The organism is Bacillus sp. FJAT-50079, assembly GCF_018343515.1.
Taxonomy (GTDB): Bacteria; Bacillota; Bacilli; order Bacillales; family Bacillaceae_C; genus Lederbergia.
Map to the genome: position 1 here is coordinate 664806 of NZ_JAGYPD010000001.1, position 21302 is coordinate 686107.

Genomic DNA, 21302 nt, shown 5'->3' on the forward strand with positions numbered 1-21302 from the left:
GCTCGTCCTTACTTTACCAATCGATCTACACCCTATCTCCATTTTGGGATATAAAAAACCCCTAGTATTTATTCTCTAACCTCCATCTCCTGTCCGTCCTTACGTAATCGTTCAAAAAGGCCAGAAATACGGGTTCTTAAATCTGTAATCTATAAAAAAATGTCTAAAAATTCATTCTCGGGAGTTTTTTCTCCATAAAAACTTGCTTCTTTTAATTCCCTCGTTATATAGATAAAGTTATGAAAATAGCTTTGTTTAGCAAAGTTTTCTATCAACCCGTAGAATAATTTATAAAAGCGACAATGAAACAACTTGGCAACTTTAAAAGTACAGAGGAAAGATTAGAGAGGTAAATGGTAAAAGCCGATTTTTCCTGCGGTTAGGAATCATCGGCTTACTCTATATCGGTAGATCAAAAAGAAATTTTCCCTCTTCCCTTATAACTTTGGCTCCACGGAGTTCCTAAGTATGGAAGTGCCCAGCGATCTAAGCCGTACCATCCAGCTACTTTCCAAGCCATCACTAACCAAGTGGCAAGGATAAATAACAAAGGGTTGGTGCTTAATGTTCCAGCAAAAAGAAAGCTGACATTCATCAATCCACCAAAGAAGGCTGCGATTCCTGTTAACAAGCCAACAATGAGCCCTAAACCAACAAGCAATTCGCCGTAAGCAACCATGAAAGCGAACACTTTTGCATTTGGTAACACTACACTTTCCAGAAAACTGGCGTACCACCCGGTTACATCCGCTCCCTCCTGAGATTTAGCCAATGCACCTTGCACAAAGCCTTGTATAGCTGCTCCGGCATTTTCTCCTGTCCATGCATCACTCGTTACTTTTCCCCATCCTGCCTTCAGCCAAGCATATCCTACATATAAACGAATAATTAACCAAATAAAAGCTGAACGCGTACTACTGAATAAAAATCTTGAAACAGGATTTTCAGGTACTGTAATATTTCTTCTTCCGTTCATCATTACGCCTCCTTTTATTTAAATATTACCTATTATATTACAAATAATCTAAAAACACATACTTTTGTATACTTTCATGCATTCTGGATCTTTCCATGCTGAAGATCCTAACACCTCGTTTTCTTTCATCTGGCTAGCAAAGATAGATAAGTTCTCATGTCTAATTTGTAATATCCTTAGTACTGACATGCCTCCAAAAAAAAGGGGGAAAATATCGATTGGAAATCATTTAATTGGCAACTGGATTTTTGATGCTCGCAATTTCAACACATTCTTCATTCAGAAAGATTCAAATGATCCCCTCGTGTTACTATCGCCTGCTCGAACCTAAATCGATAGAATCCTTATTTGTCTAGTGAGACAAACAAAAAAAGAGACACTTCCGCATGTAAGAAAGTGTTTCTTTTGCTTGAGTTAAAAAAAGTGCAAAGATGCTATTATTCCATTTTTCTTAAGCTTACCTAGTCATTACCTTAAATAGGGTGGCCACACCGACCAGGATAATAATGCTCAGTAAGCTGTGTTTGGAAATTTCATCCTCCCTTTTTCTTTGTGATATGATCGTCGCTCCGAAAAGAATAACAGTTAGCCCAAATGTCAATATAGTGACCGGCTTAGCCACACTGAAAAACAATGGATATATGGTGATCCCATTCGTATCCATTACAAAGTATGCTGTAATGACTAAGGACCCGCTTAATCCAAAAACCGCGGCGAGTCGCGTTGCTGTTGCAACCCCAAAATTATTCTCTCCAACCGAAGTGTAATTACAATCGATTAATCACCTTCCATACTATTCTGCCATTATATCAACCATACTTTTTCGCATATTATTATTCCTCATTTTCAATCTCATATTTGAGCTTGGAAAGTTTGTTTTCCCAAAATCGTTCATAATAAGAAAGCCATTGTTGCAGTTCCGTTAAAGGTTCAGGTTGCAGGCAGTAGCGTCGTTCGCGCCCTACCTTTCTCCCGCGAACGAGTTCTGCTTCTGTAAGAATATGGAGATGCTTAGCGATGGCCGTTCGGCTAATTGAAAAATGGGACGTGATTTCTGAAACAGCGAGCTCTTTTTCAGAAAGTAATCGTAAAACCTTTCTTCTCGTCGGATCAGCAATCGCCTGAAATACATCATATTTCCGAGCTGGTGCGGTCATTTAACCCTCCACAACCTTCCGAAGTTTTTGAGTGATTCCTTCCCAGCCCGCATTCATTCGATCGCGAATGACCGCATTCTTATCTTGCGCCTTAGGGACAATTTCATCGGGATGCTTCCATCCACCATGAATAAGCGTGAACTCGGTCTTTTCCCCCACCTTTTTTAAAATAAAGGAAACGACCCAACCATCTGTATCCCACATAAAAGAAAGTCGATAAGGAGCATCAATTTCAATGACCTTGCACGGTGAAGGCCCAAATGGTGACTGCAAATGAAATTCATGCCCTACCTCTGGCTGAAAATCATTTGGCATAAACCAAGCCGCAATTCCTTCAGCAGTTGAAACCTTCTTCCATACTTTGTCGATTGGTGCATCAATAACAACCCTCTGCTTTATATCCTCTACATGATTCGTATCCATATTTATACCCCCCTGAACATATGAAACCTTTTGGTTTTATATTGAATTATACAAAACCTTTTGGTTTCATGTCAATTTTAATAAAAATACACAAACCACCTTAGTAGTTTGTGCGTTATTTTAACAATTATAAAGCGACTCGTGTTTCTACACTTGCACTAAGCTCCTTATCCTTTCTACCATGAAGAATATAATACAGAAAAATGCCGATAACAATGAAGCAGGCAAGGGATAGAAACATGCCCCGATATCCGATCAAGGGAACGAGCTGTCCTAAGAGGAACGGACCTAACCCAAGGCCAAGATCTAAAAAAATAAAATAAGTAGAGGTCGCTAAACCAATACGATGGCGCGGAGTCACTTTAACTGCCAAAGCTTGTGTGCAAGATTGAAAATTACCATACCCTAGCCCAATAATGGCCGCCGCTACTAAAAATAGGAAGCTTGATTGAACTTGGCTAAGCAAAGCCATTCCAATTGCAAATAAAATAAGGCTTGGATAAGCGACCGTATTGCCTCCTTTTATGTCCATCAGTCTGCCTGTAAAAGGGCGGGAAAGCAAGATGACAAGCGCATAAACAAAAAAGTAAAAGCCGCCTGCTTCGATTAAATCAATTTCCGCCACATATACGGTAATGAAAGATAAAATACTAGAATAGGCAAAAGCCATGAAAAACATGGCGATCGATATTGGCAAAGCCCTTACTTCAAAAATGCTTGATAGATGAAATCCGGCACGTGTAGAAATCACCGCTCTCTCTACAATCGGTGCTTGAATTGGAAGGGAAAGCAGCAAGCTAACTATCGCCATCACTGCTGAAAAGACGAAAATACCAATATAACCAACAGACTGAACAAGGAAGATTCCAATTAACGGCCCGATCGCTGTTGATAAAACGGCACTTAAACTAAAATAGCCAATCCCTTCGCCATTTCTGCTCCGTGGGATGACCTGACCGACGATTGTCCCCGTTGCTGTTGAAGCTAATCCAACTCCAATTCCGTGAATATAACGAATGATCATTAATCCGTAAATATTTACTGGGATAAAGTAACAAAAGGTCATCACAACAAAAATAATGCTGCCAATGATTAAGACCTTTTTACTACCAAACCTCTCCATTACCCTTCCCGCAAATAAACGCCCCGTAAGAGCGCCTAAAATAAAGATGCTCGCAACGATTCCAGCCATACTGGCAGATGCATGGTAGTTTTCCGTTGCATACGTGGCCATCGTTACTAAAAGCAAATACATCGATATGAAAATCATGAAATTTACGATTGAAACAAAAATAAAATCCTTTGTCCATAATTTTTCTTTCTGCATAAAACTCATCCTTTGTTTGTTATGGATATAACCAGTAGATAGGTTAAAGATCATCGGTATGTGCTCAAGCCTTAGCGAGCATTTTTGGGAGTCGTTAATTTGGTTCTAGACGCCTTCTTTATTGAAGATTTAGCGGCAGAGATGAATATACGAAGATCATTTACAATTCGAACGTTCATTAAGTTCACACACACTAAACAAAGCCGATGATTCCTACTCCTAGGAATTATCGGCTTACACTATACAAGTCGTCATAAATGAATACTCCCCTTTCCCTGATCACTACGATCTAAGGAATTGCTAGATACAACCATACCATATACAACTTTTCCAAGCCATCACGATGGGAAGTACCATATTTTCTAAAAAACTTGCATACCAACCAGTTATATCTGCTCCCTCTCAGGATTTCGCCCAATGCCCGCTATGCAAATCCTTGTATAGCTGTTCCTGAATTCCCATTGTCCAAACATTGGTGTTATCTTTCCCTCCTGCTTTTAATTAAGGGGATCCAACATTTCCTTCAGTACGACTGCCTGGTTATGTTTCTCATCTTTTGCTCCGTAAATGAGTGTAATATGTTTCTGATGCTTTATAACCAGTTGTTTTAGCTCTTCTAGTTGCTCTTTCTTCACTTTATCCGTCTTCAATTCTTCCTTGTATCTCCTTTTAAATTCAGAAAACTTGTCAGGGGCATGGTCGAACCATTTGCGTAACTCAGAGGATGGAGCTACTTCTTTAAACCAATGATCCATTCGCAATTGTTCTTTTGACACTCCTCTTGGCCATAAACGATCAATAAGAATCCGCACACCGTCATCTGGCGAAGGCTTATCATACGCTCGTTTTATCCTCACACCATGTTCGCCCATCTTCATTCCCCTTTTAATAGACCATTCTTTAATAAGTTCATTTCGGTCGTATAATGAGTCATCGCTTCTTCATAAGGGATTTCTAAAGCAAATTTATCTACGACATTGCGGATCGTTACAGACGTAATAATCTTCATCACATGAAATAACTCTGCTTCTTTCGAAATATTTAAGTTGGATGTATTAATGAATAAGCCAATATCATTCAACGTAATTTCACGATCACCAAAGCTCTTCGCAAATGTACTTTCAATTTTATGAGTCATATTTAAAAAAGTATTCCGTAAAAATTGGAAGTTTTCTTCTTCATTGATAATGATCGCAAAAAATTCAAGCATCGCTTCGAATAAATCACCTTTATGTTTTTCCAAGGTGAATACAAAATATTTTTTGTTTTCTTCCGTCAATTCATTTAACAAAAAGAAAAAGGCATCCTCTTTGTCCTCGAAATATTGATAAAAGCTCCCCCGTGGAATTCCCGCCTCCTTAACAATATTTGCAATTGAAGCTTCAAATAAAGGTACCCGCGAAAATTCCTTTTTTGCCGCATTGATTAACGATTGCTTTTTATCGTCTGGTAAATTAAAAAAAGTTACTTTCGGCAATGTTTTCCCTCACATGTTCAAAATAAAGAAACACCTACTATAAATTAGGTGTTTGTATTGTCTATCTTCTTATTACCCTAAAATTGGGTTTATTAACATCCTTCTTTTTTCAGCATTGGTCTTTTACAAATAGATACTTTAATCCCTTGTGCTTGTAGCTCAACTATAAGTTTTTTAAACTTTTCCATATATGTATCTTTTTTATTCACTTTTGGCCCACCCCAATAATGACAATGTGTCATTCAGTATACTTTCATTTTAAATCGCAATACGCTGCATGTCAACCATAAAATGACACGTTGTCACTTCTTTAAAATAGGTGGTTATTTTCCGTTGTGGAGCCTTGACATAAACTCTTCCATTGCACTATATCCTTGTTGTCTGAGATTCCAGTTATTTGCCGCTGCTTCGATTAACCCAACGACATCACGTCCAGGTTGAAGCTGAATTTCAATATGAGGGATTTTCACTCCTAAATACTCTGTAAATTTAGACTCAAGCTCTAATTCATTATTCAAAGAATTCTTTTGCCATTTCGTTAATTCAATATCCAAAGCAATTCGCGTTTCATCTTGGAAAGCCTTGTTTCCATAAACACGAACAACATTTAACAACCCAATACTACGAAGAGCTAAAAATTCTTTATTTTTTTCATTATGCGTACCAAGAATCGTTTGAGGGCTAATCTTTTTTAAGACGACGATGTCATCGGCGACCAATCGATGTCCACGACCGATTAATGTGTGAGCTATTTCACTTTTACCAATGCCAGAATGTCCACGCAACAAGATACCCATCCCAAACACATTCAGACAAACACCATGTACCGCTGTTTCCGGGGCTAATGCTTTCGTTAAATATCCATCTAGTTTGGCAATAAATTCAGGAGTTCTCTCATGTGTACGCAATAACGGGATTCCTTCTTCTGCACAAAATTGGGTTAAATAGGTTAACCCCTCTTGTTGTGTTGTCACAATAAAGCAAGGAGGACGGTATTTTACAATATTACCAATCCTCAGCTTTCGCTCTTCTTCACTTAATTCATGCAAATAATTGATTTCCTTTTGACCGAGAATTTGCACACGTTTTTTCGGAAAAAAATCAAAATAGCCAATGAATTCCAATCCTGGACGATGTGTCCGTGATCGGTTGATTGGTCGTCGTAGTTGATCTGCTCCAGTTAATACTTCCAAAGAAAATACTTGAACTAACTTTTCAACTGTAATTGATTTCAAGTCCATACGCCCCATTCTTCACAACCTTATTCCTTTATTATCCATCGAAGAATGAAGAATTGCAAACGCTACAACTTCACTATGAAAATCGGTAAATTAAAAACTTTTCTTTACTATCATGAGCGCCAGGCACTCGAATTTTATTCATTAATTTGAAGGGAGTGCTTGATTTCAAATAACGTTTAAATTCCGGCATTGGGTAATACAAAATAATATCAACAGGACGTCGCCTTTCTTGAACAGATTGCAAAATGTTTTGGACAACCTTTTTAAAAATCTGAACAGAAAATGGGTTAAAGAAATAAAACACATTATCTTCGTCTTCCACTTGATAATGTTCGGCAAGTCCATAGTCAAAACGAAGCGGTGCAGCAATATGACGTGCCCTTTGACGGTACCTCGTCTTATTATCAAGCGCCTCGCTATACGTGAGTTCATTTACCTCAATTCCTGTCACTTGTATTTGAAAATGATGATGAACGTAAAAGGAAACCCTGCCTCTACCACAACCATAGTCAACGACCCGATCCGTTTTCTCTAGCTTATAGCCTTTAAAAAGCTCCTCTAATGCCTTATAAGGTGTTGCTTCATAACGGTTATACTGCACCTTTTTCCTCCATTCTCTAAGTCCGGATGTACGAATCCGTAATCTTCTTTCGTATGTTGCTTCAGGCATATCGCAAATCCTCCTATTTTATTATAAAAACCTCAACATACTATGGTACTAGCTTTGAAGCTATGTATCTAGTGCTACATCCTTTATTTATAACTACTGGAGGCCGAAAACCATCCATATTTGAAAAGGGCTAAATGAAGACATACATCCGTCTATACATAAATCGAATGACATTCATTCAATATAAATAGGAGAAAATTACGTAAGGGGGAGACGAGTGACATGCGTAAGAAGAAACGCAGATGCTATCACTCCAAGGATCACTCTTTTTATGAAGATGATTGTTGGGGAGAACATAACGAGAAGGAGAAGCCACCATTAAAAGAAAAAATGCAAACGCAATTAAATTGTTGCTGGGAATTAAATAAAAAGGATGTTGAAAGAGTTATATTTACCGGGCCTAGCGAGCGCAACTTAACCGCTTTTGGCACGATAAAATTTGAATGTTCATCCAGTCAGCCACACGGGCTTCTTTTAGTTAAGTTTTTTAAAGGTCCGCCCGAAAAAGAATGTTTAATCGACTGCTTTTTCATTGATGAAGGAAGTTGTTCATCGTTCGTATTATCAAACTTTAACACGATTACAATCACATTAAAAAAAGGCAACACACCGGCACAAGGTGAGCTTTGTATTAATCCTATTTTTGATATATGTTAAACAATCTTTAAAACGTGAACACATTTTTATTTTCAAGGTAACTTGACCATTCGAGGATTCACCATTTTGCATTTAATAGTAGTAAAACATGAAAGGTGGTTAACACGAATGAATTGTCGCTGTGAAAAGAAGAAACACCATCCACAGGATTGTACTCGTAACATTCATTGCTCCTGCTTTACTTGTAACTGCTCTGATAGGCAAAGAGAGGAAGCTCAATTAAAATGTTGTTGGGAGATAAATAGAGTTGATGTGGATAGAGAGGTATTTACAAGTCCGGGAGTCTGTAAATTAATTGCCACCGGCACACTGTCTTATGATTGTAGTACCGCTAGCCCTTCAGGGACTATTTTTGTGCGCTTTTGGAGAGGAGACCCAACAACTCCTGGAAATACGCCAATACAAACGTTAAGGGTAGATGAGGGCAGTTGCATTACCTTTGTTGCTCAAAACTTTAATACTATTACAGTACAAGTCCCTTCTGATACGGGAACTGTTCCAGCACGGGGTGAAATTTGTATTAACCCTAATTTCAAACTTCCTTGTAACTAACAACCGACTACTATCCAAGTATGACTGATCGATACGTTTAGCTTTGGGAGCAAGAGCGAAGAATACTACCGTTTTTGTTCCCTTCCATTACGTTGAAAGTGCAGAGAAGTTAGGGGAAGTGCTTCCCCATTTATTTTCTGGCAAACTCGCATGAAAACAAGGTTTGGAACTTCATGTAACGATACAGAATCCGTGCATGCCTGCCCTCTCTCGTTCGTTCACAAGTCATTTTCTTCAATCGTTGAAGAAAAGCCCGATCACAATCACACGCTCTTTTGTTCCTCCGATAACATTCATCATGTGCTTTGCAAGCCGCATCAACCGCATTAATTGGGACCCCTGGTCCACTGCACCCCGGTCCACACCAGCGATACCCTGGGAAAACACAAAATCCTCCCCTTCTTCTTTTCCTTCGCGACAAATGGATAACCTCCCTTGCTTGAACTTGGATACTATAAAATATTCAATGGCATGCGTTCCTGTCCAAGCGGCTACCTATGTTTTTATGGGACTATTCAAAAGCCTTTTACAATAATACCAACCATAAAGATAAGACCTGATATGAAATAGATATACATCATTCGCTTGTTTTTCAACGTTAATTCATGCATTCCCAATAAAGCGAGCGCAGCACCAAATATAAAAATCGCACCATTGTAATGAAAAAAGACGAAAACAATTGAAATAAGCGTAAGTATAAGAGCAGTTATCCTCAACATCATTTCACCTTCCCCCCAGTTATTTTAGATTAACACCACCCTACGCTCGGAATAAAATGAATAAAAGTGATGAGAGCGAAAGGAAGCTGCTACGCGATGAACATTGAGAAGGCCACTTATTTACAAAAAGAAATTAGAGGAAACATTCAATTTTTCCGATATAGGAAAAATCGTCATAAAAAGAGGGCGTTCCATCTAAACCTTGTCACGGTCATCTGTTCAGCAACGATTACAACCTTACTCGGTCTACAAGATTTCAGTGTAGGAAGCTGGTTTATAAACATATCCATTATCCTTGGTGCGATCGTCACGGTGTTGAATTTCATAAACGGCTTTTACAATTATAAAGAACTTTGGATCAAGGATGGGAAGGCCTTTATTGAATTGCAAGAGTTGGAGCGCGACTTGACGTTTTATATGGAGGGAAGAGACCCCGCTTCATTCGCGGCGGAGGAGTTGGAAAAATATCGTATTCGCCTAAACGAGATCATCCATTCAAGTGCAGATATATGGTATAAATTGCATCAGAAGGAAATAGACAAAGGCGATGAGGAGGAAAGGTAATAAGAAATGCACTGCTCTCCCTTTTAACGAAATCAAAGGGAGAGAGTCTTAAAAGAAACGTTCTCCCTCAATAATTTCAGCAAATTTTGTTGCAGCTGGTGACAATGGAACACCTTTGATCGTGCAGATCCCGATGCTTCTCTTTGGAATTTCCTCTTGTAGCGGGATTTCAAACAATAATCCTTTTGTTAAGTATTCTTCAGAAAACTCCTTTGTCACACATGCGATTCCTAAATTAATTTTGGCAAACTCTAATAATAAATCATAAGAACCTAACTCAAATTCGGGCGAAATTTTGATTCCTTTGGAAATCATAAAACTTTCTACATATTTCCGCGAATTGGATTCAGGCTCAAGAAAAATTAAAGGATATTTAATAAGCGTCTCAAAGGAAACCGGCTTTTGTAGTAAATGCTTATATTTTCCCCCACAAACAAAAACATCATGGATATCGATGCACGGCCGTAATTCCAGTGCAGGATCCTCAAGGGGGAAATTACAAACGACAATATCGACTTCACCCGATTTCATAATAGAACAAATCTCCGCGGTTGTTCCGTTGATCATTTTGAACTTTATATTTGGATAACGGTTATGAAAGGCCTCCAAATAGGGAAGGAGAAAGTATCTTGAGATCGTATCACCAACTCCGATAATTAATTCTCCGGCGGTTAAATTTTTAAATTCCAAAATTTTTTCTTCACCAGCCTCAATTAATTTCAAGGCAGAATTTACATATTCAAACAGAAGGCTCCCTTCGGTCGTTAATGTCACACCTTTATGTGTTCGATTAAACAGTCGGGTATCCAATTCAGTTTCTAGTTGCATGATCGACTGGCTTACGGCCGGTTGCGTCATATAGAGACTTTTTGCGGCTTCCGAAAAGCTTTCACTTTTTCCAACTGTACAAAATACTTTATATAAATCCAATTTGCTAACCATATAAGCCCCCCTTATATCTATCATTAGATATACACATTTTACTTATACCACTCTATTCATGTATATTACAAGTAGATAAGTGAGTAAACTAACTCTATTAGTTATAAGGAGCGATTATATTGGAAAGAGTAGTTGGAACCGTTGTAAGGGGACTTCGCTGTCCGATCATTCATCAAGGAGATCGCATTGAAGAAATCGTTGTCGATAGTGTACTAAAAGCTTCAGAAATTGAAGGCTTTCAATTGAATGATAGAGATATTGTTACATTAACAGAATCGATTGTTGCTCGGGCACAAGGGAATTTTGCAACGATTGACCATATTGCTCATGACGTTCGTTCGAAATTCGGCGACGATCCAATTGGTGTGATCTTTCCGATCTTAAGCCGTAATCGTTTCGCTAACTGTCTACGCGGAATTGCTAAAGGAGCAAAGAAAATCATTTTAATGCTTAGCTATCCGGCAGATGAAGTAGGTAACCATCTAGTAGACATTGATATGCTTGATGAAAAAGGAGTGAATCCTTGGACAGATGTTTTAAATGAAAAGCAATTTCGTGACCTTTTCGGATATAATAAGCATACATTTACTGGTATTGATTATATTGACTACTATAAATCACTTGTTGAAGAATATGGAGTTGAATGTGAAGTTATCTTCTCCAATAACCCGAAAACAATTTTAGATTATACAAAAAGCGTCCTCGCATGTGACATCCATACGAGATTTAGAACTAAGAGAATTCTTGAAGCCAATGGTGGAGAAAAAGTATATAGCCTCGATAACATTTTATCTGCACCTGTCGATGGGAGCGGCTATAATGAAGAATACGGACTGCTTGGCTCCAATAAATCAACAGATGACGGCGTGAAATTATTCCCGCGTGATTGTCAGCCTGTTGTTGAAACCATTCAGCAAATGCTTAAAGAAAAAACAGGAAAAACAATCGAAGTCATGGTTTACGGAGATGGAGCATTTAAAGATCCTGTCGGTAAAATATGGGAGCTTGCAGACCCTGTTGTTTCCCCTGCCTACACATCAGGACTTGATGGAACACCGAATGAAGTGAAATTAAAATACCTTGCTGATAATAATTTTGCCGATTTAAAAGGCGAGGAACTCCAGAAAGCCATTACTGAATTCATTAGTAACAAGGACGAAAACCTCGTCGGCTCCATGGAATCACAAGGAACAACACCAAGAAAGCTGACTGACTTAATTGGTTCATTATCAGATTTAACATCTGGAAGCGGCGATAAAGGAACACCGATCGTATTTATTCAAGGTTACTTCGATAACTTTACAAAATAAGGAGAGCCTGGAAATATTGGGCTTGGATTGTAATTTGTGTGATGGCTTAGAAATTTGCGCTTTGGCTTAGAAATTTGCGCTTTGGCTTAGAAATTTGCGCTTTGGCTTAGAAATTTGCGCTTTGGCTTAGAAATTTGCGCTTTGGCTTAGAAATTTGCGCTTTGGCTTAGAAATTTGCGCTTTGGCTTAGAAATTTGCGCTTTGGCTTAGAAATTTGCGCTTTGGCTTAGAAATTTGCGCTTTGGCTTAGAAATTTGCGCTTTGGCTTAGAAATTTGCGCTTTGGCTTAGAAATTTGCGCTTTGGCTTAGAAAAAGGTGCCTGATCCTCCAATACTGGAGGCAGGCACCTTTTTTAATAGCCTTTTGACAACAAGTAAGCAACACTAAATGCTACGAACGAAAAAGCAACAAATACAGCGTCGACCTTTGAATACGATGTTGAATAAAAGTACGTTCGCTTCGCTCCCATCTGGAATCGTTTCGCCTCCATTGCCACGGCAACTCGTTGGGCTCTGCGAATGCTTTGTGCAAATAATGGGACAGTGAATAATTGTAAACGCTGAAGGACGCCTTTTAGCCCTTTTGAAAAATGAACACCACGCACTTTGAGCGCATTCGCTCTTGTTTGCAGCTCTTCGACAATGATCGGCATTAACCGAACGGAGGCGATAAAACTGTATGCAAATTTAGATGGCATGCGAAATTGCTGCATCAAAGCATAGAACAATAAAATTGGCCGCGACGTTAATAAAAAGGTCCAGCTTAAAAAACCAAAACTTGCAGTTTTAAAACCTAGCAATAGTCCATGTTGGATGCTTTCTTCGGAAATTTTAATTAGCCCCCATGACCATAGGACGCTCGTTCCTTTTCCAAACAACATCATTGTAACCGCCGACGAAAAAAATGAGACAATAATCGGGATGGAAAAAAGCAATAATTTTCGCCATGAATACCCACTAAAACAATAGAGAATTAGCCCGTATAGCACCATTTGATTGAGGGCAAATTGGAAATTTTGATTGAAAAGCACGATGATTAAAAAGACAAAAACAAAGGCGAACTTCAGCGCGGGATTGACACGAAACAACCAAGTTTCCCTACGTGGCGTGAACAATTCTAGCATCTTGCTTTTCCTCCTGTTTTCCTTTTGAAAAAACTCCTTTATGAATGGTCCACACTTCTGTTGCAAAATGATCGACTATATTCGAATCATGCGTAACCATAATAATCGTCGTTCCTTCCTTGCGTAATTTCTCCAGCTTTTCAAGCATCGCAAAGGTGTTTTTCGCATCTTGCCCAAACGTCGGCTCATCGAGCAATAATACCTTCGCTCCATGTGCCAATGCGGTTGCTACACTTAATCGCCTTTTCTGGCCGATCGATAATTGAAATGGATGGCGATTTTCGTTTATATTCAAATGAAACAAATTAAGCAGGTCTTCCACTTTCTCCCGAATATTCTCGCCTTTTATAGAAAAGGCAAGTTCGTCAAAAACTGAATTCGTAATAAATTGCAGCTCGGGATTTTGAAAAACGAGCGAGAGACCGATTGGCGGTTTCTTTTTTTTCTCTTGCAAATCAAGCATTTTCCCGTCAAGCTCATAATGTCCCGTTGTATGCAGCAAATGCATTAACGATAATAGAAATGTGCTTTTCCCGGCCCCATTTTCCCCGACAATCGCAATCCAGCTTCCCTGACAAACTTCTCCTTGCCCGATATGAATCTTCCGTTCTTTCCCCCGATAACCGTTGAAATTCCGAAGCTGAATGATTTCCTTTCCTTGATCGCTTCGCTTTTGTTTTAAAAAATGAGAGGAGGCGATATAATCCTCCCACACATTCGGATACCAAATGCCATACTCAATTAGTTCCCGTTTATGCTTTGTGAAAATGAGTTCTGGCGCCCCATCAGCAATAACTTCACCCGTCTCATTAAATAAAACAACCCGCTCCACCCAATCAGCGATTTGATCAATTTTATGCTCAACGATGATGACCGTCTTATCTTTTGCCACAGCTTTCACTGACTCCCAAATTTGTACCGTTCCTTCCGGATCAAGCAACGCTGTCGGCTCATCAAGAAAGATCACTTCCGGTTCTAGTAAAAGAACAGAAGCGAGCGCCAGTCTTTGTTTCATCCCTTGTGAAAGATGCTGAATGGGCGTATGCGGTTCATCCAATCGCAAGCCGACACGCTCTAACACTTCCTCAATTCTTATGTCCATCTCATCTCTAGGCACATTTAAATTTTCCAATACAAATGCAAGCTCTTCATCGACATAGGGCATACAAAATTGCGTATCTGGATCTTGAAAAACAAATCCCCATGAGTTCGGTGCAACAAACGAGTCGTATTTGAGTGGAACCTCGATTGAGTGAGGAATTATCCCGCTTAATACTTGCAACAACGTTGATTTTCCGCAGCCGCTCGGACCAAGCAATAGTACTTTTTCCCCTGACTTCACAGAAAAAGAGAGGTCCTCAAATATTAAGCTCGGCTCCCCTGGAAACTTTAGACGCAAATTTTTTACATGAATACTCAAGAAACAACATCCTTCTTATCAAGCAAATCGTATTCCTCTTTCGCTACCGGGCGAACGAGATTTGTAACCCCCGTCGCTTCTAACGCACGAACGATCAAATATGCAAAAATTCCGGTAAAAATGAAGGCACTAATGATACGCAAACCATATTTAACAATCAATGCCCATAGTTCAAGGTTCGCATATCCATAAACTAAATCTAGTAAAAAGCTTGCCAAGCAGGAAGCGATGCCTGCAAATCCTGCAATCACAACACCAAAGCGCTTATAACGAAAAGCAGCGAACAATAGCTCTGCAGCCAACCCTTGAGCAAAACCGTAAATGAGAACAGTAAAACCATGTCCAATAAACGCAGATAAACCAGCAGCGGCAACGCTCGCTAACAACGCAACACCTGGCTTACGAATGAGCAAGAATGCAAATGGGCCAACCATAAACCAAAGACCGTATAATAATTGACGTGCGACTGGAAAGATCGGCTTAACAACGGTGTACAAATCATCCCAAAACTTCATCGTAATCCCGAAGACCACTCCGATCATAATCGTAATTAGCAAATCTGAAAACTTTAACTTCCTCATCTTTCTATCCCCTTTTTGTATTTTTCACACAAAAAAACCGTCCATATGCACAGACGGTTGAGAATAGTAGAATCCATACTCAAATAAGCTCTCTACGCTGGCATTATCCAGATCAGATTAACGGTCAGCAGCGGATAATAGCTGCAATCTCAGCCTGATTCACTCAAGCACCCGGACGGAATTTTATGTAATTGCCTTCAGTATACATTGTATAAACGAATTTGTCTAATTCATGGAAAGTTTCTGAATTACCGAGATGGGAGCGTTGATTTCCGTTCTGGCTGGGATATAAACTTAGTTTCCAGCCCCTTGTAATCGATTCATCCGCTCTGTCCACTCTCTTACCCGTTCAATTACTTGTTGACGATCTGCTTCAACTTCCTCGCTTTTCTTTTCATCTAACTCCTTCATTACCGCTAACGTAAGCTTCTGCTTTTCAACAATGAGTTTCATCACCTCGTTATATATTTCCGAAGTAATCATTTCTTCCCCTCTCATCAAATTAAGGGCGGATACGAAACGGCTTTGTTCATTTAAGCCCGAATAATAAAATTTATCAGCTAAGCCCGTTTGATCATACATTGACTGGGTTGATTGTCCCCAATGCTTTAATAAGGAGTTATTTTTGCTCATGATTTCTTGAAAAGATGGAACCCATGTTTTCTTGATCGAATGATTTAATTCATCAATCGTTTTAGCAGAAATATATTCGCCATTACCAGCAGCTGCTACTTCTTTCAATGAATTTTCTCCGGCTTGATCGACATCAAAGCCGATAATATTGACTGTTCTTCCCTCATTTTCGCCTGCAAATGCCTTCGCCTCTGCGACAGGATCGCCGTCACATGTTTCCGCTCCATCACTAATAATATAGAGCGTGACATTTTCCGAAGAGCCTGCCATTTTCTCGCGTGCTGTTTTAATCGCGTTGGCAATCGGTGTCCAGCCTTTTGCCTCGACTCCATCCACCGCCTGAGTAAATTTCTCGGCATCAAACGGCTGAAGCGGGAATATTTCATCAATCGTTGTACATGATAATTCCTTATCTGCATCATTTTGCGTTCCAGCATGCCCGTATACAATCAATGATACGTCATGCGTTGCGCCAATTGTGTTTGCAAACCGCCCCGCAGCCGATTTCGCCACAGCCATCTTTTGTTTTCCTTCCACATTCAAAAGCATACTTGAACTCGCATCAAGAAGAATAAGAGCTTTTCCGGGATCGACTGAATTTACTCCTTCTTCCATTTCCTCAGGCTCAGGCAGATACGGCTCATACCATTCCACACTGTATTCATTCAAATCCTTGGCTGCACGACCATATGCATTGCTGCCAATAAAATAGTGAAGAGACTGAAAGAGTGTGACCGGGTCTTGGGTCGTTGCAGTTACTTCCCTTAACTTTTCTTTTAACTCTTCTTCATAATCTCCAAGACCAAAGTCCCCCCACATCTTCTTCGTTTCCTTTTCATATGGTATATCTTTTGTGAAAATACCCGGTGGCTGTGCAATCAATTCTTCTGTTGAACCTGGAATTGTTAATTCCTCAATTTCATTAAAAGCGATCGAGCCCGTCGCAGTCTCGGATTTTCGATTATCCCCGGTCGCATCCGTTACTTCTCCTTCATCTTCAATCACTTCATAAGCAACAACAGCCTCATCCGTCTCTTCTTGCCTATCTTTCTCCACCTTTTCCGCGCATCCCCCAATCAACAACAAAATAATCGGAAGGACTAACCATTTACGCATTTTATCAACCTGCCAATCTTTTATCTTAGTTATGTATAGGCAACTTGCCAAAGATCAGAGTGAGCCGTCTTATTTATTTCAGTCATACTCTCTTCTTTTCCTTGGCGTTTATATTTTCTTCATTATACTTTAATTATCGTCCTTATATACGAATAAAAAGGGGTAATATGGATCTCTTGTAAAAATGTAACTATATACCTAGACATCTGTTTGCAAGAAAATAAGGATGCCGACTAGAAATAGCTGGCACCCGTTAATAACAGTCTTTTACTCTATCATTATGGACATCTAGGTGTGCAAAACTCCCAAAATAATATATCTTGATTCTCATAACCGAGACCGGTAGATGCAGAAAAACCGACATAGGCATTTTTAGATCCAATAACAGCTTGAAGATCAACTTTATAAGTGACCGTCGGCTTCACTGGACGGAAACTAGTGGTAGATAAACGCACTTCTAAAAGCTGAGTTTTTGGCGAGTAATCAACCCATGCAAACCAAACATTCCCATTGTTTAACCGATCGGCAATTAGAGAAACGACTACCGATTTAACTGAACCGTTCAAATCAACCCCAACATGATTGCCATTAGGATCATCAATATTTTCTTCATCATTAAAAAACGTATCAAATTCAACCCCAGCACTTTTTGGGATCCCCAAATAGCCGATTCCTCCTCCCCCTTCTCCTAACGCAGTATTTGAACTACTTTGTACAATAAACACGATCCCGTCTGCCCCCGGCCCATCATCATCACCAAACCCGCCTGCATCAGTCATTTGGAAAGCAAAGGACGTACAAAATCCTCTAGAAACTGGCAAAGCATCGCTTGTAAACGCACTTCCATCTTGGTTTATGCCAGCACTTGTCAGTCTTAAAACATTTCGCCCATTGGCAGTCGTTGTCATAGCAGTACCATTTAGTGTCAAGTCAGATACATCTGTAAAATCGTCGAAAATTATACACTTTGGTCCTAATCCCATAAAAAGGCCCCCCTTATATTAAATTTTTTCAGACTTTCCTATCCTACTAATTCCTTTTTCCATTTCTGTAAGCAATGTATTCTTTTTATGATTAATTGTTTGTGTCGGCATCATAGAATAGTAAATTTTTATTTCCAAGAGGAGGAAATCGTTCTCTGTGATTTATAAGATTTTCCCGTTGTCCAATCCAATCACAAACTTCTTCCATACACTATTTTAAAAATAGATTTATAGCTGAGAGGATTGAAAAAATGGGTTTACAAAATGGCTGTCCAAGATATTATTTTGATCAAACATTTGATACGTTAACGCTTCAGCCGGACACTCCTGTTGTTGTATTGGCAGTAGATGTAACAACAAATTTCTCCGGCGAAAGAGTGAAACTGGATTCTATGATTAATACAATTGTAAGAGCTGGAAACACTACTGACCATTATAGCTATGTCATCCGATTTGACCTTCGAAGAGATGATGAAATCCTTACATCTTTTTTAGTTGGAGAAATAAATAAAGCAAAATTTTCTGTGGAGCTTGGGGCTGTCAATGATCTGGTCGTCCCGGTAACATGGACAGATCTACCTCCATCTTCGGGCACTTTTTCTTATAATATTCAAGCTACAAGGGAAGGCAATGATGTTGAAAATAATATCGACTTTATCCTTTTCCAAGATCGATCCATTAACGCAATTGTATTCCCCTAGGTAAATTGAGACGACAAAAAATAGGGTAATTTTAGATGGTAAAGATGTTAGTCTAGAATGTAATTATCAAAAAATGTAGTTAATTTTTGGAGGGATTTTTCGCATCTAACGGGGATTTTTCATCTTATAAGGTCAATCGAATTGCTTTCGATTGACCTTATTTCCATCTCACGTACCACAAAATGTCTGATACGGTGTCATTGACTCAGGAACAGTCGTGTATTCCTCTTGGTCAGACGAGTGTGCAAACGGCTTTTCTAGCATGGTCAAAAGTCGATCTAAAACGCTATAATCGCCTTGTTCCACAGCCACCTCCAGCGCCTCTTCAACTCGATGGTTTCGTGGGATCACGGCGGGATTACTGTTTCTCATTAATTCATTCATTACCGCCTCTGATTCCCCTTGTCCTTTCCGTCTTGCCTGCCAGCGTTCATGCCACTTAGTAAATTCATCATTAGCAAAAAGATTCGCATCTTCTAGCTTGTTAAATGTTAACGCTCGGAACGTATTCGTATAATCTGCTTGATATTTTTCCATCAGATGAAGTAAATCATCAATGAGTGCTTCATCTTCCTTTTCGTCGTTCAACAGCCCTAGCTTTGCTCTCATTCCTTCATACCAATAAGCGTGATAAAGATCGTTATAGTTTGTAATTTCCGCTTGTGCCAATTCAACCGCCTTTTCAATATTTTCATCCAAAAGCGGCAATAAAGATTCGGCAAAACGTGCGAGATTCCAGCCTCCGATCATCGGTTGATTGCCATAAGCATAGCGACCTTGGCGGTCAATCGAGCTAAAAACAGTCGCCGGATCGTACGTATCCATAAATGCACAAGGGCCATAATCAATCGTTTCTCCACTGATCGTCATATTATCAGTGTTCATTACACCATGAATAAAGCCCACAAGCTGCCACTTCGCAATGAGCTCTGCCTGGCGTCTGATCACTTCTTGAAGCAATGAAAGATACTTATTTCCATCCGTTTCAATCTCAGGAAAATGACGCTCCAATGCATAGTCCGCCAAAATTCGCAAATCATCCTCCGTCCCCCATTTTGCTGCGTATTGAAAAGTTCCGACCCGAAGATGGCTGGCAGCCACCCTAGTTAAAATAGCACCTGGCAATATCGATTCCCGTATAACCCCCTCACCTGTCGCCACAACAGCAAGACTCCGGGTCGTTGGAATATCGAGCGCATGCATTGCTTCGCTAATAATATATTCACGCAGCATCGGTCCTAGCGCCGCTCTTCCATCGCCGCCACGCGAATACGGTGTTCGACCAGCTCCTTTTAACTGAATATCAACCCGCTTGCCATCGGGGGTAATCTGCTCACCAAGCAGCACCGCTCGACCATCACCCAGCATCGTAAAATGACCAAATTGATGGCCAGCATATGCTTGAGCAAGCGGCAAGGCACCTTCAGGAAGCTGATTTCCGGTAAGTGTCGCTACCCCATCATCACTTTGTAATTCTTCGATATTTAACCCAAGAGAGGATGCTACATCCATATTAATAATTATTAAATCTGGCTTATTGACAGCAGTCGGATTCGTATTTGAAAAAAATAGCTCTGGTAAACGCGCATAACTATGGTCGAACTTCCAGCCTGTTTTCGTTTTCATTTATTTCACCTTTTTCAACGATTCATTTTTTCACTCTTTTTAGTGTCTTCCACTTCGATAAATAATAACCGTACCACCATTATAATACGAATTCCCTCTTCTCCCCCGTAAAAACTTACTTTTTAGTCTGGCGCCTATACACTTGAGATGCCATTGCGATATATTAAAAGAAGGTGATCAGTATGAAACTATATGTAAATAATCAAAATTTTATCGCAGGCATGACATTGAAAAATGGGGCCGAGCTCGAAAATAACAATATGGCCCTTCACGTCTGCGAAAATTCAAATCATGTCGTGGAAAATCGTAAACTGCTAGCCGCTTTTTTAAAATGTGGACTAGATGCATTCATTTGTGCTAATCAAACACATAGCGCTAATTTCCAGCGGGTGACGGCTGCTGACAGTGGGCGCGGCGCAAAACAACAAGATACTGCCATTGCAAATACGGATGCACTTTATACGTATGAACCTCATCTGTTATTGTGCAGCTTTAGCGCTGACTGTGTTCCCGTCATCTTTTACAACGAGTTCGAAGGTCTTATCGGCGTCATTCATTCGGGCTGGCAAGGAACTGTCAAAGAAATTACGCTAAAATTATTCGAGCATTTAAAACATACGGAGCATTGTCAGCTAAATAATTTACATGTTCAAATTGGTGCTGCACTTAGCCAAGAGAAATTTGAAGTCGATGAAGACGTGTATATGAAATTCAAACAGCTCGGCTATGCCGATGACTTCATGTACTACAATGAACAAACAAATAAATACCACATCGACAACCAGCAAACGGTGAAAAAACAATGTGAGTTGGCAGGCATTCCACCCGAACAAATCACGATCGATCGCACATGTACGTATCTCCATCCAAACGGTTTTTCCTATCGTCAAGATAAACAAACGGGAAGACATTTAAGTTTTATTATGAGGAAAAAATGAACGATGCAGAAATCATTATATGTTAGATGATTGACATCAAACGAAAAAGCTGATAGCCTAAAAGTAAATAATTTTATATTTTTAGGAATGTTACCAATTGGGCATAACCTGAGCAAAATGGATGGCACTACGTGCGTCTTCCATTTCGTTCGGGTTTTTTTATTT

At 39.6% G+C, this 21302-nt stretch carries 23 protein-coding genes; 6 read left to right on the forward strand and 17 right to left on the reverse strand.

The window, feature by feature from the left end:
• Positions 1-412: 412 nt before the first annotated feature.
• The 8 genes from KHA95_RS03075 to KHA95_RS03110 all read right to left on the reverse strand — a co-directional run bounded on the left by KHA95_RS03075 (position 413) and on the right by KHA95_RS03110 (position 7271).
• Complete coding sequence (locus tag KHA95_RS03075) at positions 413-976, reverse strand: DoxX family protein (protein ID WP_213135976.1); 564 nt, start codon at positions 974-976, stop codon at positions 413-415.
• A gap of 833 nt (positions 977-1809) precedes the next feature.
• Positions 1810-2133, reverse strand: a complete 324-nt coding sequence (locus KHA95_RS03080; protein WP_213135977.1) for an ArsR/SmtB family transcription factor — start codon at positions 2131-2133, stop codon at positions 1810-1812.
• Complete coding sequence (locus KHA95_RS03085) at positions 2134-2556, reverse strand: SRPBCC family protein (RefSeq protein WP_213135978.1); 423 nt, start codon at positions 2554-2556, stop codon at positions 2134-2136.
• 127 nt (positions 2557-2683) lie between these two features.
• The gene (locus KHA95_RS03090) at positions 2684-3883 is read right to left on the reverse strand and encodes an MFS transporter (RefSeq protein WP_213135979.1); all 1200 of its coding nucleotides are present in this window, start codon (positions 3881-3883) and stop codon (positions 2684-2686) included.
• 497 nt (positions 3884-4380) lie between these two features.
• Entirely contained in the window at positions 4381-4755 is a 375-nt protein-coding gene (locus KHA95_RS03095; RefSeq protein ID WP_213135980.1) for a DUF488 domain-containing protein, read from the reverse strand.
• 2 nt (positions 4756-4757) lie between these two features.
• On the reverse strand, positions 4758-5360 hold the full coding sequence (locus KHA95_RS03100) for a TetR/AcrR family transcriptional regulator (RefSeq protein WP_213135981.1): 603 nt from the start codon (positions 5358-5360) through the stop codon (positions 4758-4760).
• A 323-nt stretch (positions 5361-5683) separates the two neighbouring features.
• Positions 5684-6595, reverse strand: a complete 912-nt coding sequence (gene hprK / locus KHA95_RS03105; RefSeq protein ID WP_213136155.1) for an HPr(Ser) kinase/phosphatase — start codon at positions 6593-6595, stop codon at positions 5684-5686.
• Between the two features lie 79 nt (positions 6596-6674).
• Positions 6675-7271 (reverse strand): SAM-dependent methyltransferase, encoded by a 597-nt coding sequence (locus tag KHA95_RS03110; RefSeq protein ID WP_213135982.1) that lies wholly within the window; start codon positions 7269-7271, stop codon positions 6675-6677.
• Between the two features lie 222 nt (positions 7272-7493).
• On the opposite strand from KHA95_RS03110, the gene KHA95_RS03115 reads away from it, so the two are divergent.
• The gene (locus KHA95_RS03115; protein WP_213135983.1) at positions 7494-7928 is read left to right on the forward strand and encodes an S-Ena type endospore appendage; all 435 of its coding nucleotides are present in this window, start codon (positions 7494-7496) and stop codon (positions 7926-7928) included.
• A gap of 108 nt (positions 7929-8036) precedes the next feature.
• Positions 8037-8480 (forward strand): S-Ena type endospore appendage, encoded by a 444-nt coding sequence (locus tag KHA95_RS23320; RefSeq protein ID WP_481748398.1) that lies wholly within the window; start codon positions 8037-8039, stop codon positions 8478-8480.
• A 130-nt stretch (positions 8481-8610) separates the two neighbouring features.
• Here KHA95_RS23320 and KHA95_RS22840 read toward each other — a convergent pair whose 3' ends face one another.
• A complete protein-coding gene (locus tag KHA95_RS22840; protein WP_249316474.1) occupies positions 8611-8901 on the reverse strand; it encodes a phospholipase in 291 nt (96 codons plus the stop codon).
• A gap of 94 nt (positions 8902-8995) precedes the next feature.
• On the reverse strand, positions 8996-9202 hold the full coding sequence (locus KHA95_RS03120; protein ID WP_213135984.1) for a hypothetical protein: 207 nt from the start codon (positions 9200-9202) through the stop codon (positions 8996-8998).
• 93 nt (positions 9203-9295) lie between these two features.
• Here KHA95_RS03120 and KHA95_RS03125 point away from each other — a divergent pair, with 93 nt between their 5' ends.
• Complete coding sequence (locus KHA95_RS03125; RefSeq protein ID WP_213135985.1) at positions 9296-9763, forward strand: DUF4231 domain-containing protein; 468 nt, start codon at positions 9296-9298, stop codon at positions 9761-9763.
• A gap of 48 nt (positions 9764-9811) precedes the next feature.
• Here KHA95_RS03125 and KHA95_RS03130 read toward each other — a convergent pair whose 3' ends face one another.
• Complete coding sequence (locus KHA95_RS03130; RefSeq protein WP_213135986.1) at positions 9812-10705, reverse strand: LysR family transcriptional regulator; 894 nt, start codon at positions 10703-10705, stop codon at positions 9812-9814.
• 119 nt (positions 10706-10824) lie between these two features.
• Between KHA95_RS03130 and KHA95_RS03135 the strand changes: the two genes are divergently transcribed.
• Positions 10825-12015 carry a coenzyme F420-0:L-glutamate ligase gene (locus KHA95_RS03135; protein ID WP_213135987.1) on the forward strand — a complete coding sequence of 397 codons (1191 nt, stop codon included), beginning with the start codon at positions 10825-10827 and terminating at the stop codon, positions 12013-12015.
• Positions 12016-12368: 353 nt separating this feature from the next.
• On the opposite strand, the gene KHA95_RS03140 is transcribed toward KHA95_RS03135, so the two are convergent.
• The 5 genes from KHA95_RS03140 to KHA95_RS03160 all read right to left on the reverse strand — a co-directional run bounded on the left by KHA95_RS03140 (position 12369) and on the right by KHA95_RS03160 (position 17872).
• The gene (locus KHA95_RS03140; protein ID WP_213135988.1) at positions 12369-13139 is read right to left on the reverse strand and encodes an energy-coupling factor transporter transmembrane component T family protein; all 771 of its coding nucleotides are present in this window, start codon (positions 13137-13139) and stop codon (positions 12369-12371) included.
• Positions 13114-14559 (reverse strand): ABC transporter ATP-binding protein, encoded by a 1446-nt coding sequence (locus KHA95_RS03145; protein WP_213135989.1) that lies wholly within the window; start codon positions 14557-14559, stop codon positions 13114-13116. The genes KHA95_RS03140 and KHA95_RS03145 overlap by 26 nt, the downstream gene beginning before the upstream one ends.
• Positions 14556-15140: an ECF transporter S component gene (locus tag KHA95_RS03150; RefSeq protein ID WP_213135990.1), complete on the reverse strand. Its 585-nt coding sequence runs from the start codon at positions 15138-15140 to the stop codon at positions 14556-14558. Before KHA95_RS03150 ends, KHA95_RS03145 begins: the two co-directional genes overlap by 4 nt.
• Before the next feature lie 294 nt (positions 15141-15434).
• Positions 15435-16889: a vWA domain-containing protein gene (locus KHA95_RS03155; RefSeq protein ID WP_213135991.1), complete on the reverse strand. Its 1455-nt coding sequence runs from the start codon at positions 16887-16889 to the stop codon at positions 15435-15437.
• Between the two features lie 278 nt (positions 16890-17167).
• Positions 17168-17872 carry a lectin-like domain-containing protein gene (locus tag KHA95_RS03160; protein WP_213135992.1) on the reverse strand — a complete coding sequence of 235 codons (705 nt, stop codon included), beginning with the start codon at positions 17870-17872 and terminating at the stop codon, positions 17168-17170.
• Between the two features lie 251 nt (positions 17873-18123).
• On the opposite strand from KHA95_RS03160, the gene KHA95_RS03165 reads away from it, so the two are divergent.
• Positions 18124-18573 carry a hypothetical protein gene (locus KHA95_RS03165; protein ID WP_213135993.1) on the forward strand — a complete coding sequence of 150 codons (450 nt, stop codon included), beginning with the start codon at positions 18124-18126 and terminating at the stop codon, positions 18571-18573.
• A gap of 168 nt (positions 18574-18741) precedes the next feature.
• Here the strand turns inward: KHA95_RS03165 and KHA95_RS03170 are convergent, their stop codons facing one another.
• Positions 18742-20199: a protein adenylyltransferase SelO gene (locus KHA95_RS03170; RefSeq protein ID WP_213135994.1), complete on the reverse strand. Its 1458-nt coding sequence runs from the start codon at positions 20197-20199 to the stop codon at positions 18742-18744.
• Between the two features lie 176 nt (positions 20200-20375).
• On the opposite strand from KHA95_RS03170, the gene pgeF reads away from it, so the two are divergent.
• Positions 20376-21137: a peptidoglycan editing factor PgeF gene (pgeF, locus tag KHA95_RS03175; protein ID WP_213136156.1), complete on the forward strand. Its 762-nt coding sequence runs from the start codon at positions 20376-20378 to the stop codon at positions 21135-21137.
• Positions 21138-21302: the final 165 nt, after the last annotated feature.